The organism is Streptomyces sp. NPDC058157 (genome assembly GCF_042884105.1).
GTDB lineage: Bacteria > Actinomycetota > Actinomycetes > Streptomycetales > Streptomycetaceae > Streptomyces.
Genome location: NZ_JBHVUQ010000039.1, coordinates 1 through 15023, shown reverse-complemented (window position 1 = coordinate 15023; position 15023 = coordinate 1). Strand labels below are relative to the sequence as shown.

10 protein-coding genes are annotated in these 15023 nt (G+C 74.5%); 4 read left to right on the top strand and 6 right to left on the bottom strand.

Features of this window, described 5'->3' with window-relative positions:
- Positions 1-53: 53 nt before the first annotated feature.
- Both ACFVXK_RS12825 and ACFVXK_RS12820 read right to left on the bottom strand, forming a co-directional pair.
- Positions 54-1823 carry a S8 family serine peptidase gene (locus tag ACFVXK_RS12825; protein ID WP_389611527.1) on the bottom strand — a complete coding sequence of 590 codons (1770 nt, stop codon included), beginning with the start codon at positions 1821-1823 and terminating at the stop codon, positions 54-56.
- Positions 1824-2198: 375 nt separating this feature from the next.
- A complete protein-coding gene (locus tag ACFVXK_RS12820; protein ID WP_389611526.1) occupies positions 2199-3566 on the bottom strand; it encodes a cation:dicarboxylate symporter family transporter in 1368 nt (455 codons plus the stop codon).
- A gap of 156 nt (positions 3567-3722) precedes the next feature.
- On the opposite strand from ACFVXK_RS12820, the gene ACFVXK_RS12815 reads away from it, so the two are divergent.
- Positions 3723-5561 (top strand): ATP-binding protein, encoded by a 1839-nt coding sequence (locus tag ACFVXK_RS12815; RefSeq protein WP_389611563.1) that lies wholly within the window; start codon positions 3723-3725, stop codon positions 5559-5561.
- Positions 5558-6262 (top strand): response regulator, encoded by a 705-nt coding sequence (locus ACFVXK_RS12810; protein ID WP_389611525.1) that lies wholly within the window; start codon positions 5558-5560, stop codon positions 6260-6262. Before ACFVXK_RS12815 ends, ACFVXK_RS12810 begins: the two co-directional genes overlap by 4 nt.
- Here the strand turns inward: ACFVXK_RS12810 and ACFVXK_RS12805 are convergent.
- Positions 6217-7065: a tyrosinase family protein gene (locus ACFVXK_RS12805; protein WP_389611524.1), complete on the bottom strand. Its 849-nt coding sequence runs from the start codon at positions 7063-7065 to the stop codon at positions 6217-6219. The two genes, ACFVXK_RS12810 and ACFVXK_RS12805, sit on opposite strands and share 46 nt — an antisense overlap.
- On the bottom strand, positions 7065-7460 hold the full coding sequence (locus ACFVXK_RS12800; RefSeq protein ID WP_389611523.1) for a tyrosinase family oxidase copper chaperone: 396 nt from the start codon (positions 7458-7460) through the stop codon (positions 7065-7067). Before ACFVXK_RS12800 ends, ACFVXK_RS12805 begins: the two co-directional genes overlap by 1 nt.
- A 297-nt stretch (positions 7461-7757) precedes the next feature.
- On the opposite strand from ACFVXK_RS12800, the gene ACFVXK_RS12795 reads away from it, so the two are divergent.
- A complete protein-coding gene (locus tag ACFVXK_RS12795) occupies positions 7758-9149 on the top strand; it encodes a glutamate decarboxylase (protein WP_389611522.1) in 1392 nt (463 codons plus the stop codon).
- Positions 9150-9976: 827 nt separating this feature from the next.
- Here ACFVXK_RS12795 and ACFVXK_RS12790 read toward each other — a convergent pair.
- On the bottom strand, positions 9977-12454 hold the full coding sequence (locus ACFVXK_RS12790) for a Helicase associated domain protein (RefSeq protein WP_389611521.1): 2478 nt from the start codon (positions 12452-12454) through the stop codon (positions 9977-9979).
- A 99-nt stretch (positions 12455-12553) separates the two neighbouring features.
- Positions 12554-14221, bottom strand: a complete 1668-nt coding sequence (locus ACFVXK_RS12785) for a sigma-70 family RNA polymerase sigma factor (protein WP_389611520.1) — start codon at positions 14219-14221, stop codon at positions 12554-12556.
- A 209-nt stretch (positions 14222-14430) separates the two neighbouring features.
- Here ACFVXK_RS12785 and ACFVXK_RS12780 point away from each other — a divergent pair.
- Positions 14431-15023: bifunctional 4-hydroxy-2-oxoglutarate aldolase/2-dehydro-3-deoxy-phosphogluconate aldolase (locus tag ACFVXK_RS12780; protein WP_389611519.1), on the top strand; the 593-nt coding region annotated here is incomplete at its 3' end.

Below are 15023 nucleotides of genomic sequence, written 5' to 3'. Positions count from 1 at the left end.
CGAAGGGGCCGCCCGGGAGTTGCCTCCCCGACGGCCCCCGCTCGCGGTCCCGACTAGAAGGTCAGGTTCCAGGAGTCGATCTTGCCGGTGTCGCCGCCGGCGTTGTCGTTCACCCGCAGCTTCCAGGTCCCGTTCGCGACCTCCGAGGAGGCGTCGACGGTGTAGGTCTGGTTGATGTTGTCGGTGCTGCCGCCGGCCCGGTTGTGGACCGTGTAGACGGTGCCGTCGGGGGCGACCAGGTCGACCTTCAGGTCACCGATGTAGGTGTGGACGATGTTCACGCCGACCTTGAGGGTGGCCGGGGCGTTGCCGGTCACGCCGGAGACGGTGATGGGGCTCTCCACCGTGCTGTTGTCGTTGATCGCGAAGTCCGCGGTGTTCTCGAAGTACTTGCCCGCGGGCGGGGTGGCGCCCACCGCCTTCAGCGCGTCGACCTGGCCCTCGCCGAAGAAGGAGTTGTTGGCCGTCGTACCGGTGCAGCGGCCGTCCGCCGGGCAGGCGATGTCGTTGGCCTGGGCGGCCAGCTTGTCGCGGATCTGCGCCGGGGTGATGCCCGGGTTGGCGCTCGCGATCAGCGCGGCGACGCCCACCACGTGCGGGGTGGCCATCGAGGTGCCGCTCTTGGTGCCGTACTTGCCGCCGGGCAGGGTGGAGTAGACGTCCTGACCGGGGGCCGCGACGTCGATGACGCCCTGGCCGAAGTTGGAGAACGAGGCCTTGGTGGTGCCGGTGCCGTTCGCCGCGACCGTGACCACGCCCGGGAGTTCGGTCGGGATGTCCAGGCAGGCGTTGGTGATGGTGCGGGTGACCGGCGTCGAGTCGTTGGGGCTCGCGGTGTCGGTGCTCTTGTGGGCGAGGTCGTAGTTCTCGTTGCCCGCCGCGGCGATCTGCAGCGAGCCCTTGCCCTCGGCGTACTCCTGGGCGCGCTTGACGCCCTCGATGATGGCCGCCTGGTCGATGTTGTCCGGGCAGTTGAACTGCCACGGGTCGGTGTAGTAGCTGTTGTTGGTGACCTTGAAGCCGTGGTCACCGGCCCACACGAACCCGCAGATGGTGTTCTCGGCGAAGAAGAACGAGTTGCCCGGCTCCGCGACGCGGACGGCGGAGATCTTCACGCCCGGGGCGACGCCGACGACGCCCTTGCCGTTCTTGGCGGCGGCGATGGTGCCCGCGACGTGGGTGCCGTGCGTGTCGACGTCACGCCAGGCGCCGGCGCGGGTGTCGGGCTTGCCGTAGGCGCAGGAGACGGAGTCCGCCGCGTTGAAGTTGGGCGCCAGGTCCTGGTGCTGGTCGTCCACACCGGTGTCGAGGATGCCGACCTTGACCGAGGACGAGCCGGGGTTCACGGCCCAGGCCTGGTCCGCCTTGATCTGCGTCATGTCCGCCCGCGCGGGCTCGCCCGCCGGGGTGCTGGCCTGCGCCGGGTTGGCCGGCAGCGCCGGGTTGTAGGCGTCGGCGGGCACGTCCGAGGTGCGGGTCGCGCCGACCTGCTGGACCCCGCTGACACCGCGCATCGTGGCGGCGAAGGAGGCCGAGGAGGAGTGGGCGACGACGACGCCGATCTGGTCGAAGTACGAGAAGACCGTGCCGCCGTTGGCGGTGACGGCCGAACGCACCGCCGAGCTGTCGCCCGGGGCGGTGATCACGAGGTAGGCACGGGTGCCGGCAACCCAGGTCGCACTCTGGGAAGAAGCCGGGGCCGAGGCCTTGGGAGCCTTGGGGGCCACCGCGACGGCGGAGCCCGAGGGGCCGACGGGAGCGGTGCCGGCGAGCGCGGCGGGGGCTCCGAGGGTGAGGGCTGCGCCCAGGGCGGCAGCCACCACCAGGGCACGTCGAGGTCGACTGGATATGTGGGGTATCAAAACGTCCTCCGATGACCCGGCGACGGTGCTGGTGGCACCTACCGGGCCGTACGAAACGAGTGGTGGACGCAAGATGTCAGACGCGCGGCCCCGTAGGGAAGTACCTTTTGCAGCGCTCGACTTGAGACGCGGTGGCCGAAACCCGACGGTCCATGGCCGGAGGGGGCTGTTCCGCTCCGCTTCGCCGGACTTGCGCCGCCGTGCGGCCCACCGGACGGGGGCGGAGGCCCGGATCCGGCCCGGCGCCGCGAGGAGGGGCGGCGCCGGGCCGGGGGCCGGCCGGGCTGGGCACCGTGGGGGCGAGCCCTGCCCGGCCGGCTTGCGGGGTGCGCCGGTTCAGACCGGCACACCGTCCTTGGGGCCCGCCGCGGGGCCGGGGAGGGCGGCCGGGGGATCTGCGGGGGCGGGGGCGTGGCCGTCGTCCACGAGCACGGCCTCGTCGAAGGGCAGCCGTCCCGCGAGGACTTCGCCGGCCCGCTCGCGGTCGAACTCCTTCGTCCAGGCACCGATGAGGACCGTGGCGACCGCGTTGCCCGCGAAGTTCGTCAGGGCCCGCGCCTCGCTCATGAAGCGGTCGATGCCCACGATCAGGCCCACCCCGTCGACCAGCTCCGGCCGGTGCGACTGGAGGCCGCCCGCCAGGGTGGCCAGCCCGGCCCCGGTGACCCCGGCCGCGCCCTTCGAGGCCACGATCATGAACAGCAGCAGGGAGACCTGCTCGCCGATGGCCAGGGGCTTGCCCATGGCCTCGGCGACGAACAGCGAGGACATCGTCAGGTAGATGGCCGTGCCGTCCAGGTTGAAGGAGTAGCCCGTGGGCACGGTGATCCCGGTGACCGGCCGGGACACGCCCAGGTGCTCCATCTTCGCGATCAGCCGCGGCAGCGCCGACTCCGAGGAGGAGGTCGACAGGATCAGCAGGAACTCCCGTCCCAGGTAGCGCAGCAGCGCGAAGATGCTGACGCCCGTGCACAGCCGCAGCAGCGTGCCCAGGACCACGATCACGAAGATCAGACAGGTCGTGTAGAAGCCGATCATGATCACGGCCAGGGACTTCAGCGCGTCGATCCCGGTCGCCCCGACCACCGCCGCGATCGCCCCGAAGGCACCCACCGGCGCCGCCCACATGATCATCGCCAGTACCCGGAACACCAGCTTCTGCACGTGCCCGATCCCGCGCAGCACCGGCTCGCCCGCCGGTCCCATCGCCTGCAGCGCGAACCCGCACAGCAGCGCCACCAGCAGCGTCTGGAGCACCTGGCCGCCGGTGAAGGCCGAGACCAGGGTGGTCGGGATGATCCCCAGCAGGAACTCGGGCGTGCTCTGCGCCCCGCCCGCCTTGGCCTGGGCCTCGCCGGCGTGCCGGGCCGCCTCCGTCAGGTGCAGCCCGCTGCCGGGCTCCAGCAGGTTCCCGACGACCAGCCCGATGGCCAGGGCCACCGTGGACATCACCATGAAGTAGCCGAGGGCGAGACCGCCGACGGCGCCCACCTTGGCGGCCTTGCGGACCGAGCCGATGCCCAGCACGATCGTGCAGAAGATCACCGGCGAGATCATCATCTTGATGAGGTTGACGAAGCCGGTGCCCAGCGGCTTCAGCTCGACCGCCGTGCCGGGCGCGGCGAAGCCGACGGCGATGCCGAGCAGCACCGCGGCGATCACCGCGAGGTAGAGGTAATGGGTTCTGTCGCGTCTGGCGGCCACGTTCGCCTCCTGGTGGTGAATGCGTTCCGGGAGACCATCGCCCACCCTGTGACCCCGGTCACCCTTGCGTTCATTGAGTTCACGGCCCGGTGCACACTGAGCGCCATGTTCCGCTTCGCCCGTCCGCCCCGGAGCCTCGCCGGCCAGCTCTTTGCCATGCAGGTCCTGCTCGTCGCCCTCGTCGTCGCCGGCTGCGCGGTCTTCGCGTACGCGACCGCCCGCGGCCAGGCCGAGGACGCCGCCCGGCGCCAGGCCGGGGCCGTGGCCCGGGCCGTCGCCGACTCGCCGTCCGTGCGGGCGGCCGTACAGGACGCGGCGCGCACGGGGGCGGACCCCTCGGCCGCCCTCCAGCCGTACGCCGAGCAGGTGCGGGCGGACGCCGGGGTGGACTTCGTGACGATCATGGCCCCCGACGGGCGGCGCTGGACCCACCCCGACCCGCGGCGCATCGGCGAGCGCTACCTCGGCAACACCGCCCGGGCCCTGCGCGGCGAGACCTTCGGCGAGACGTACACCGGCACCCTCGGCCCGTCCATCCGCGTGATCACCCCGCTCACCGGGCCGGGCGGTGACGTCGTCGGGCTGGTCAGCGCCGGGATCACGATCCGCGCCATCAGCGCCCGGCTCGCCGAACAGCTGACCGCCCTCGCCTGGGTGGCGGCCGGGGCCCTCGCCCTCGGCGGTATCGGCACGTACGTGGTCAACGCACGGCTGCGCCGCCACACCCACGGGCTGGACGCGGCCGGGCTGAGCCGGATGTACGACTACCACCAGGCGGCCCTGCACGGGGTCCGGGAAGGGCTGCTGCTGCTGGACGGCCACCGCAGGATCACCCTGATCAATGACGCGGGCCGGGAGCTCCTGGGCCTGTCCGGCGAGGTCACCGGCACCGGCGTCGACGCCCTCGGGCTGCCCGCGCCGCTCACCGGCGCCCTGCTCGCCGACCGGCCCCGGGTGGACGAGGTGCACCTGACGGCGGAGCGGGTGCTGGTGGTCAACAGCTCACCGGTGGCGGGCGGCGGCCGCCGCGGGACGGTGGTCACCCTGCGCGACCACACCGAACTCCAGTCCCTCACCGGGGAACTGGACCACGAACGGGGCTTCACCCAGGCGCTGCGCTCCCAGGCCCACGAGGCGGCCAACCGGCTGCACACCGTGGTCTCCCTCATCGAACTGGGCCGCAGCGAGGAGGCGGTGGAGTTCGCCACCGCCGAACTGGAGCTGGCGCAGGCCCTGACCGACGAGGTGGTCACCGCCGTCGGCGAGCCGGTGCTGGTCGCGCTGCTCCTCGGCAAGGCCGCCCAGGCGCACGAGCGGGGCATCGAGCTGCACGTCACGCCGGACAGCGGCGCGATCGAGGCCGGGCCGGGGCTGCCGCCCGCCCGGGATCTGGTCACCGTCCTCGGCAACCTCGTCGACAACGCCCTCGACGCCCTCACCGGGGTACCCGGCGGCCGGATCGCCGTCACGGTCCGCCGGGACGCCGGCGGGCTGCTGCTGCGGGTCGCGGACAACGGGCCAGGGCTGCCGCAGGGGGTGGACGTGTTCCGGCGCGGCTGGTCCGGCAAGGGGGAGGGCCGCGGCCTGGGCCTGGCCCTGGTCCGCCAGGTGGCCCACCGGCACGGCGGCTCGGTGGAGGCGGGCGACACCCCGACGGGCGGCGCGTCCTTCACAGCCCACCTGCCGCTGCCTCCGGCGGTTGGGGTGGGGCCGGTGTCGGACCCGTCGGACCCGGACACCGGCCTGCCGGACCCTGCGGGCCCGTGGCCGTCGTACGTGGAGCCGGCCGCGTCCGACCCGGACACCGGCCTGCCGGTGCCTCCGGCGGTCGGAGCAGGGCCGGGTGGCGTGCCGGACCCTGCGGGACCCGGGGCTGTCCGGGGCGGCGCCGTCGGAGGGGGTGTCCGAGGGCCGGACTGCGGGGCGGGGTCCGTCGGCGGCCCGGTGGTGGAGTGCCGTCTGCCCGGCCGGTGCGCCGCAGGCGGTGGCGCGTGAGCGGGCCCGTGCGGGTGCTCGTCGTCGAGGACGACCCCGTCGCCGCCGACGCGCACGCGCTCTACGTGGGCCGGGTGCCCGGGTTCACCCCGGTGGCGGCCGTGCACACCCTCGCGGAGGCCACCCGGGTGCTGGAGCGCACCCGGGTCGACCTGCTGCTGCTCGACCTCACCCTGCCGGACGGCAACGGGCTGCGCTTCGCCCGGGCGCTGCGCGCCTCCGGGCATCCGGCCGACGTGATCGCGGTGACCTCGGCGCGGGACCTGGCCGTGGTCCGCGAGAGCGTCTCCCTGGGCGTCGTGCAGTACGTGCTCAAGCCCTTCGCCTTCCCCACCCTGCGCGAACGCCTGCTGCGCTACGCCGAGTTCCGGGCGGCGGCCGCGGGGGAGGCCGTGGGCCAGGACGACGTGGACCGGGCCCTCGCGGCCCTGCGCGCGCCCGCCGCCGCCCAGCTGCCCAAAGGGCTCAGCGCCCCGACCCTGGACCGGGTCGCGGCGCTGCTGCGGGAGGCCCCCGAGGGGCTGACCGCCGCGGGGGCGGCCGGGGCGGCCGGGATCTCGCGGATCACCGCCCGCCGGTACCTGGAGCACCTGGTGGACACCGGCCGCGCGGACCGTGCCCCCCGGTACGGCCAGGTCGGCCGCCCCGAGCTGCACTACCGCTGGCGGGCGGCGGAGGCGGGCTCGGTGTCGAAGGTGTAGAACTTCCGGTGGTCGAGCATGTCGGCCGGGGTCACGTCGTTCCAGGGGCGCATGGTGTCGCGCAGGTCGACGACGTTCGGGGTGCCGGCGGCCGGCAGGTACGGCGAGTTCGGGTTCTTCGCCTGCCAGTCGGCCCACAGCTTGTCCACGAAGGCGTGGTGCATCCAGAACACGGGGTCGTTCGGGGAGACGCCGGTGCCCATCTGGCCGCCGACCCACACGTGCACCCGGTTGTGCAGGTTGGCGCCGCGCCAGCCCTCGAGGTTGTTGCGGAAGCCGTTCGAGGCGCTGTTCCACGGGGCCATGTCGTAGACCGGCATCGCGAGCACCGCGTCCACCTCGGCGCGCGTCGGCAGCTGGGCCACGCCCTCGCCGAGCGCACGGCGCAGGTAGGACCGGCCGTCCACGCGGACCGAGACCTCCCACTTGCCGGTCGCGTACGCGAACGGGCCGTCCATCACCTGTCCGTCGCGGGCCCGGCCGGTGCCGCCGAGGAAGTCGGCGGCCCAGAGGGAGGAACGGGTGGTGCGGTCGGCGGTCCAGTCCCAGTACGGGATCGAAACGCTCTTGTCCACCGCCTGAAGCGCCGCCTCGAACTCGAGGAGAAAGCGGCGGTGCCAGGGGAGGAAGGAGGGGGAGCGGTGGCCGACGCGGTCGCCCGAGTCGGTGTCGCTCATGATGAACCCGTTGTGGGTGGTCACGAAGCGGTCGTAGCGGCCGGTCCGCTTCAGTTCGAGCAGCGCGTTGGTGAAGGCGCGCTTCTCCTCGGCGGTCAGCGTGGCCTGGTTCTTGCGCACGGTCATCACATGCCGCCCATCTGCATCGGGGCCAGCTGGGAACCCTGGAGCTCGCGCACGGCGGCCCGGGCCAGCGAGGTCGGGTCGGCGAAGGTCTCGTAGTGGTTGACCACGCTGATCCAGGTGCCGTCGGCGTTCTGCATGACGTGCAGCTCGCGGCCGTCTATCCGGACGCTGGGCGCCCCGGCGCCGCCGTGGTGGCCGCCGTGGTGTCCGCCGCCCGAAGCGGGGGATATCTGGATGCGACGGCCCATGTACACCTCGTCGACGGTGCCGGCCGGGGTGGTGGCCGCGGCGCGCGAGTCGGTGGCGGCGGCGTGCGCGGTGGCGCCCGCGATGCCGAGGACGGTGAGAGCGCCGGCGGTGGTGCCCAGGGCCTGCCGGCGGGTGATCTTGTTCATGGCCGAAGAACTATCAGCGGCCGGACGGCAGTTGGCCGGAATCCGGACATCGGTGGATAAGTTCTATGTCGAACAAATTAAATGATCTTCCCGTCCGGACCGGCTCCAGTGGTCCGGACGGGAAGATCTACGGCAGAAATACTACCAGGCGGTAAGTTTTGCGGTCCGATGGTACGCATGTGGAGGGGGTCACGCTCCGGAGTCGGCCGGAAGCAGTGCCGGAATACGCCATTCCCGATCAGTCCTCAAGGGTCCCTGAAGTCTGATTTGCCGCTATCTACGCCCTATAGTCCCGATATGGCTCTCCATCAGACGAAGGACACGCGCACCGAGGACACCGACACGGACGTCTTCGCGTCCGCCCTGAGCGGCCAGGTCCTCCCCAAGTACCGGATGCCCGAGGACCACTCGTCCTCCGAAGTGGTCTACTCGCTCCTCCACAACGAGCTCCTCCTCGACGGCAACGCCGCCCAGAACCTCGCCACCTTCTGCACCACCTGGTCGGACGACGGCGTGCACCGGCTGATGAACGAATGCCTCGACAAGAACATGATCGACAAGGACGAGTACCCGCAGACCGCCGAGATCGAGGCCCGCTGCGTCAACATCCTGGCCGACCTCTGGAACGCCCCGGCCGGCACGACCGGCACCGGCTGCTCCACCACCGGCTCCAGCGAGGCCGCCATGCTCGGCGGACTCGCCCTCAAATGGCGCTGGCGGGCCCGCCGCAAGGCCGAGGGCAAACCCGCCGACCGCCCCAACCTGGTCTGCGGGCCGGTCCAGATCTGCTGGGAGAAGTTCGCCCGCTACTTCGACGTCGAGCTCCGCCAGGTCCCCCTGGAACCCGGCGCCACCGGGCTGCGCCCCCACCAGCTCGCCGCCCACGTGGACGAGAACACCATCGGCGTCGTCGCCATCCTCGGCGTCACCTACACCTGCGACTACGAACCCGTCGCCGAGCTCGCCGCCGCCCTCGACCGGATCCAGGAGGAGCACGGCTGGGACGTCCCCGTGCACGTCGACGCCGCGAGCGGGGGCTTCGTCGCCCCCTTCCTCCACCCGGACGTGGTCTGGGACTTCCGGCTGCCGCGCGTGGCCTCCGTCAACACCTCCGGCCACAAGTACGGGCTCGCGCCGCTGGGCGTCGGCTGGATCGTCTGGCGCACCGCCGACCTGCTCCCCGCCGAGCTGGTCTTCGACGTGGACTACCTCGGCGGGGACATGCCCACCTTCGCCCTCAACTTCTCCCGCCCCGGCGGCGAGGTCATCGCCCAGTACTACCTCTTCCTGCGCCTGGGCCGGGCCGGCTACCGCCGCGTCCAGCAGGCCTGCGCCGACACCGCGCGGTACCTGGCCCGCGAGATCGCGGGGCTCGGCCCCTTCACCCTGCTCTACGACGGCCGGGGCGCCCTGCCCGCCGTCTCCTACACCCTCACCGACCCGGGCGGGGCCGGGTTCAGCCTCTACGACCTCTCCGACCGGCTGCGGATGCGCGGCTGGCAGGTGCCCTCGTACCCGCTCCCGGCCGACCGCGAGGAGACGGTCATCCAGCGCGTCCTGATCCGGCACGGGGTGACGCGCGACCAGATCGCCCTGCTGGTCGAGGACATGCGCCGGGCCGTGGCCCACCTGCGCGCCGTCCCGCAACTCACCCCGGCCACCCCGGGCCGCTCGGGCTTCCACCACTGACGGCCCCACGGCGCGCGGGGCCCTGCCGTGTGCCCGGTCCGAAGGCGCCCACCACGTGCCGGCGCCCGGGACCCTGCGCCCCCGGCACACCGCCGGCCGCAGGCCGAAGCCCTCTGCACCGCTCGCCCCGCCCGGGGCCCGGCGGGGAGCTGGGTCCCGTGGTGTACCCGGTCCGAAGGCGCCCACCGGGCGGCGGTGCCCGGGATTCGGTGCCCGGGTGCCTGGGTGCCCGGGTGCCCGGGTGCCCGGGTGCCGGGTGCGGGGTGCGCGGCTGTGGGGCGAAGGCGCTCTGCGCTGGTCGCGCCTGCCGGGGCCGGGGCCGGGGGCGCCTGGGGCCGGCCGTGTGGCCGGTCTGAGGGTGCCCGCCGTGCGGCGGTGTCCGGCTCCGGTCGCGTCCCCGGGCCGGTGGCGCCTGCGGCCTGTCGGCGATCGGGGCCGGGCGGCACCGTGTTCGCGTCGCGGGGGGCGGGGGCGTCTGGTTCCGTTCGGGTTCCCCGGGTCGAACGTGAAGGCGGGCGGGCCCGTCGGCGCCCGGGATGGGCGGCACCGTGTTCGCGTCGCGGGGGTGAGGGCGTCTGGTTCCGTTCGGGTTCCCCGGGTCGAACGTGAAGGCGGGCGGGCCCGTCGGCGCCCGGGATGGGCGGCACCGTGTTCGCAGCGGCGGGGGTGAGGGCGTCCGGTCCCGCTCGGGTCCCCCGGGGCGAAGGCGAAGACGAGCGGGCCCGTCGGCCCGCCGGCTCGCGTTGCGGGGCCGGCGGTGCCCGGGGACGGTCGGGCTCCCGTTGCCGAAGGTGCCCGCGCTCGTGGCGCCCGGGCGGCGGCGGGGCTCAGGGCGGTGGCGTCGGCCAGTGCATCCCCAGGGCCGTCAGCGCGGCCACCCGTTCCGGGGCCAGGTTCGCCGCCCGGGAGCGCTGGTTGGCGATCCACGAGCCCAGTCGCAGCTCCTGGCCGCCCACCCGCTCCACATGGGTCCGCGGCACCCGCAGGTGCCCCTCGCGGGCGTGGAAGCGCCGGGCCGCCTCCAGGTGGCCGGCCCAGGCCTCGGCATGGCTGAGCCGCGGCGGCGGCCGTTCCGCCTCCGCCGCCGGGGTCAGCCCCAGCGCGTGCTCCAGCAGCCACCGCTGCGCCCAGGCCAGCCGCTCCCAGCCCAGCCGCTGGGCCCGCACCCACAACCCCAGGTCCTCGCCCTGCACCACCACCCGCCCCGGCCCGGACGGCACCGCGCCGCCCGCGTCCAGATGGGCCCGGGTCAGCTGGAAGCCGCGCTGCCAGCCGATGTCCCAGGCCGGGCACCAGGCCGGGTCGATCTCCTCCAGGGCCTCCCGGCGCTCCTGCGCGAGCGCGCCCGGGCCCTCGCGGCGGGCGGCGGCCCGGTTGTTCTTCATCCACACCCCGACCGGCACCCCGTGCCAGGTGGCGTCCACCGGCGGCAGCAGGTGCCCGTGCTCCGCGGCCCAGGCACGGGCCGCGGCGAGCCCCTCCTCGAAGGCCACGTCGAAATGGCTCCACACCATGCCGAGTTCGTCGAGCTCCCGCGTCCGCTCCCGGCCCAGCGCACCGCGCCGGTAGGTGCGCCGCGCGTCGGCGATCCACTGGCCGAGCGGGAACCCGGCCAGGGCGGGCGGCCATTGCCCCTGTTCCCCCTGTTCTCCCTGTTCCCCCGGTTCCGCCGGGACCCGGAACGCGAACGGCACCTTCAGGTCCCCGGCCGCCGCCGCGTAGACCCGGGCCGCCTCCGCCCCGCGCCGCCACCGCGTGTGCTCCGGGTTGAGCACCCGCAGCCGGATGAAGGCGGCCAGCAGCGCCGGATCGCGCGGCGTGGAGAAGCTCAGCAGCGCCCGCGCCCCTTCGCCGGGCCCGGCCGACGCCGCGGCCGCCGCAGGGGCCTTCGCCGCCGCGCTCGGGGCCTGCGGCTGGGCCAGGGCCTCCACCAGCCGCGAATCGTGCGCCCGCAGGGCCTCCAGGAGCCGCGCGAGGTCCCCGTACGCCCGCGAGGTCAGCATCGACTCCGGTGACTCGCCCGGCCCCAGCAGCACGGGCACCACCAACGAGGCCACCTTCCCCTCGCCCGGCCGGATCCGCAGCGCCCGCCCGACCGCCTGCACCAGGTCCGGCATCGAACCGCGGACGTCCGCCCAGAAGACGGAGTCGCACTCCTTCGTGTCCACCCCCTCGCCGAGCACCCGGACGCTGCCGAGGAAGGCCTTGTCCGCCACCCGGTCCGCCGCGAACGCGTCCAGCACCCGCCGCCGGTGGGCCGCCGTGTGCTGCCCGCACAGCCAGTCCGCCCACACCGTCCGCGGGTACACCGGCAGCGGGCTCCGGCTCGCCGCCCGCATCCGGGCCGCGACCGCCGGCAGCCCCGCCGCGAAGGCCTCCGCCTCCTTCGTCAGATGGTGGAACACCAGCGTCCGCCGGAAGCCCTGGTCCGCCGCGGCCTTGACCAGCGCCGCCTGGAGCGCCGCGAGCCGCATCCCGCGCACCCGGTCCGAGCGCCCGTCCGCCCCCAGCAGCACCGCCGACTGGAACCCGGGGTCGCTGACGTCCACGCACACCACCCGGTACGGGGCGCAGATCCCCCGGTCGATGGCCTCGGACAGCGACAGGGTGTGGCAGCGGGAGCCGAACGGACCCTCCGGGTCGTCCTCCATCGAGGCGACCAGCTCGCCCCGCCCGCGCGGCTCCCGGCCGACGCCGCCCGGCTCCTCGTCCTCCTCGTCGACCTCCTCGCCGTCGCGCCACACCCGGGGGGTGGCCGTCAGGTACAGGCGCCGCAGGGAGGGGATCCGCGCGTTGTCGTGCACCACGGCCCAGGGCTTGCCGATCCGGCCGGAGGTCCGGTGCGCCTCGTCGACCACGACCAGGTCCCAGGACGGCAGCCCGGCCAGGTGCGCCCGTTCGATGGTGCCCAGGCCCAGCGAGGCGTACGTGGCGAACACCGTCACCCGCTCCAGCGGCCGGGCGCCCCAGCGGGCCAGGACCCGCGGATCGGTGGTGGTGGGCACCCCCACGTCCTCACCGCGCAGCGAGCACACCGCCAGGGCCCGCCCCGTGCGGCCGCCCTCGCGCCAGGCGGCGACGGTCTGCACGAGCAGGTCGAGGGAGGGCACCAGGACCAGGACCCGTCCGGCCCGCAGCTCCTCGGAGGAGCCCACGGCGACCAGCGACTTCCCGGACCCGGTGGCCATGATCACCTGGGTCCGCAGCCCCCGCGCGGGCACCCGGCCGTCGGGGGGCAGCTGGAGGGCGCGCACGACGGCGTCGACGGCCTCGCGCTGATGGGGCCGCAGCTCCTTCCTCGGCACGCACCCTCACCCCCGTCCGCTCGCTGATCTGCTCCTCGGTCTCCAGCCTCTATCTTGCCCGGATTCTGAGTCAAACAGGAGGACGCGGGGCGCGGCCGGTCAGCCGCGCGCGCCGAAGTTCTGCGTCCACCACGGGCCGCCGGCCCCCGGGTGCATGCCGACGCCGATGTCCTTGAAGGAGCAGTTGAGGATGTTCGCCCGGTGCCCCGGACTCTTCATCCAGGAGTCCATCACGTCCTGCGCCGTCTGCTGACCCTTGGCGATGTTCTCGCCGTAGGTGGACCAGCGGTACCCGGCGGCCGTCGTCCGGTCGCCCGGGTCCGCGCCGTCGGGGTTGGTGTGGTCGAAGAAGCCGCGCCGCGCCATGTCGTCGGAGTGCCCCTGCGCGGCCCGGTCCAGCTGCGCGTCCTCCTTGAGCGGACCGCAGCCGGCCGCCGCCCGCTCGGAGTTGACCAGGGCGATCACCTGCCCGACCACCCCTGCCGGGGCGGGCGCGGGCGCGGGCGGCGCGGGCTTCGGCGGGTTGCTGCGGGCCGGCTCGGGCGCCGCGGCCGAGGACTTCGCGCTGCTCGGGGACGGCGACGGCGAGGCCGAAGCGGAAGCCGAGGCCGAGGAGGAGGGCGAGGCCGAACCGGAGGGCGAGGCCGAGGCGGAGCCGGAGGGCTGCGCGGAGGCCGTGTCCGGCGCGGAGAGCGCGGCCAGGGGCGAGGCGGGGGTCGCACCGCCCGCCTCGGCACCCTTGTCGCCGGGCGTCGTCAGGTAGACGAGCCCGCCGCCCGCCACGCACGCGGCGATCACCGCCCCGCCGATCGCCCGGCGGCGGTTCTGGCGCCGCTTGCGCTGCGCCCCGCGGCCGCCGGACGGGTCGACCGGACCGGTGTCGCCGCCCTTGCGCCGGGCCGCCCGGCCCGGCCCGGACACCACCGGGGCGAGCTGCGTCGCCGCCTCGGCGAAGGCCACCGGCGCGGTGTGCGCCGTCACGGCCGCCCGGACGCCCGCCGTCAGCGCCGCCGCCACCGGGACCAGGGCCAGCCCGGCCAGCAGCCCCTCCGCCGGCATCAGGCCGTTCCAGAGCCCGGAGCAGCGCAGGCACTCCCGGGCGTGCCGGGCGATGCGCTTGCGCCACAGCGGCGACGGGCGGCCGTCCCAGGTGCCCGTCATCGCGCGGATCTGCTCGCACGGCGGCTGCGCCTCCAGGGCCCGCTCCACCACCCGCGCCGACTCCAGCTGCGCCTTCATCCGCTGCACCCGTACCGCAGTGTGCTGCGGGGTCAGCTCCAGGGCCGAGGCGACGTCGGCCCGGGTCAGCTCACCGGCGCACTCCAGCCACCACAGCGACAGCAGCGCCCGGTCGTCGGGCTCCAGCCAGCGGGTGGCGCGGGCCGTCTCCCGGCGCTGGCCCGACAGCTGGAGCTTGACCACCGTCAGGTCGGCGAAGTCGGCGCCGGGGTCGGCCAGGTCCTGCGCCTCCTCGAGGCCGCCGGCCCCGGCGGCTCCGCTGCGGGACTGCCAGTGGGCCCGTATCCGGTTCATGGTGATGGCCACCAGCCAGGACCGGAAGTTCTCGTCCGCGTGCAGGGAACCCAGGCCGTCGAGCGCCCGCAGCATGGTGTCCTGCACGACGTCGTCCACGTCGACGGAACCGTTGAGGGCCCGGCCGACGATGTTGTAGACGAGCGGCAGGTGGGTGCCGACCAGCTCGTCCTGCGCTCGGGGGTCGCCCGCGCGGGCCGCTGCCACCAGCTCTGCCGTGTGCTGTGTACTCATGTGAACTTCCCTGTCCGTACCGGCGGTCGATGATGTCCGACAACTGGGAGACCGTCGAGGGGGACACCGATAACACTTATCCGGAAGAAGTTTTTATCCGGCGGAAGATCTCCGGCGCCAGCCGGGCCCCGGATGTGTAAGGTCTGGACCAATAAGTTCCCGTGCACGATGCCGAGTTCCCCCCGGGGAACGTCCGGGAGGGCCCGCCCGTGTCCCTGCGTCCGTACGAAGTCATAGCCGCCCAGCGCCTGCTCCCGGTGCTGCGCAGCGCCGACGCCGACGAGGCCGTCCGCACCACGCGGGCCCTGCTCGCCGCCGGCTGCCGCGCGGTGGAGCTCACCACCTCCGTCCCCGGCTGGCCCGGGGCCGTGGCCCGCGCGGCCGCCCTCGCCGACGCGCTGGGCCGCCCGGCGCTGATCGGCGTGGGCACCGTCACCACCGCGGCCGACGCCGAGACGGCCCTCGACGCCGGGGCGGGCTTCCTCGTCTCCCCGCACCCCGCCCCCGAGGTCCGCGAGACCGCCGCGCGGCGCGGGGCGGCCTTCGTGGAGGGCGGCTACACCCCCGGCGAGATCGCCGCCGCGGTCCGCCGCTCGGGCGCCGCGAAGGTCTTCCCGGCCCACGTCGGCGGCCCGGAGTTCCTCCGCTCCCTGCGGGCCGTCCTCCCCGACGCCGTCCTGATCCCGACGGGCGGTATCGCGCCCGGCGAGGTCCGCGAGTGGCTCGCCGCGGGCGCGACCGCCGTCGGCATCGGCAGCGGCCTCCCGACGGACCCGACGGAACTGGCCACCCTCTTCGCAGC

Bases quoted from the DNA above. Each gene is read 5' to 3' on its own strand.
- ACFVXK_RS12800 (WP_389611523.1), bottom strand. From the start codon at position 7,460: ATGAACAAGATCACCCGCCGGCAGGCCCTGGGCACCACCGCCGGCGCT.
- ACFVXK_RS12795 (WP_389611522.1), top strand. From the start codon at position 7,758: ATGGCTCTCCATCAGACGAAGGACACGCGCACCGAGGACACCGACACG.
- ACFVXK_RS12785 (WP_389611520.1), bottom strand. From the start codon at position 14,221: ATGAGTACACAGCACACGGCAGAGCTGGTGGCAGCGGCCCGCGCGGGC.
- ACFVXK_RS12805 (WP_389611524.1), bottom strand. From the start codon at position 7,065: ATGACCGTGCGCAAGAACCAGGCCACGCTGACCGCCGAGGAGAAGCGC.
- ACFVXK_RS12815 (WP_389611563.1), top strand. From the start codon at position 3,723: ATGCAGGTCCTGCTCGTCGCCCTCGTCGTCGCCGGCTGCGCGGTCTTC.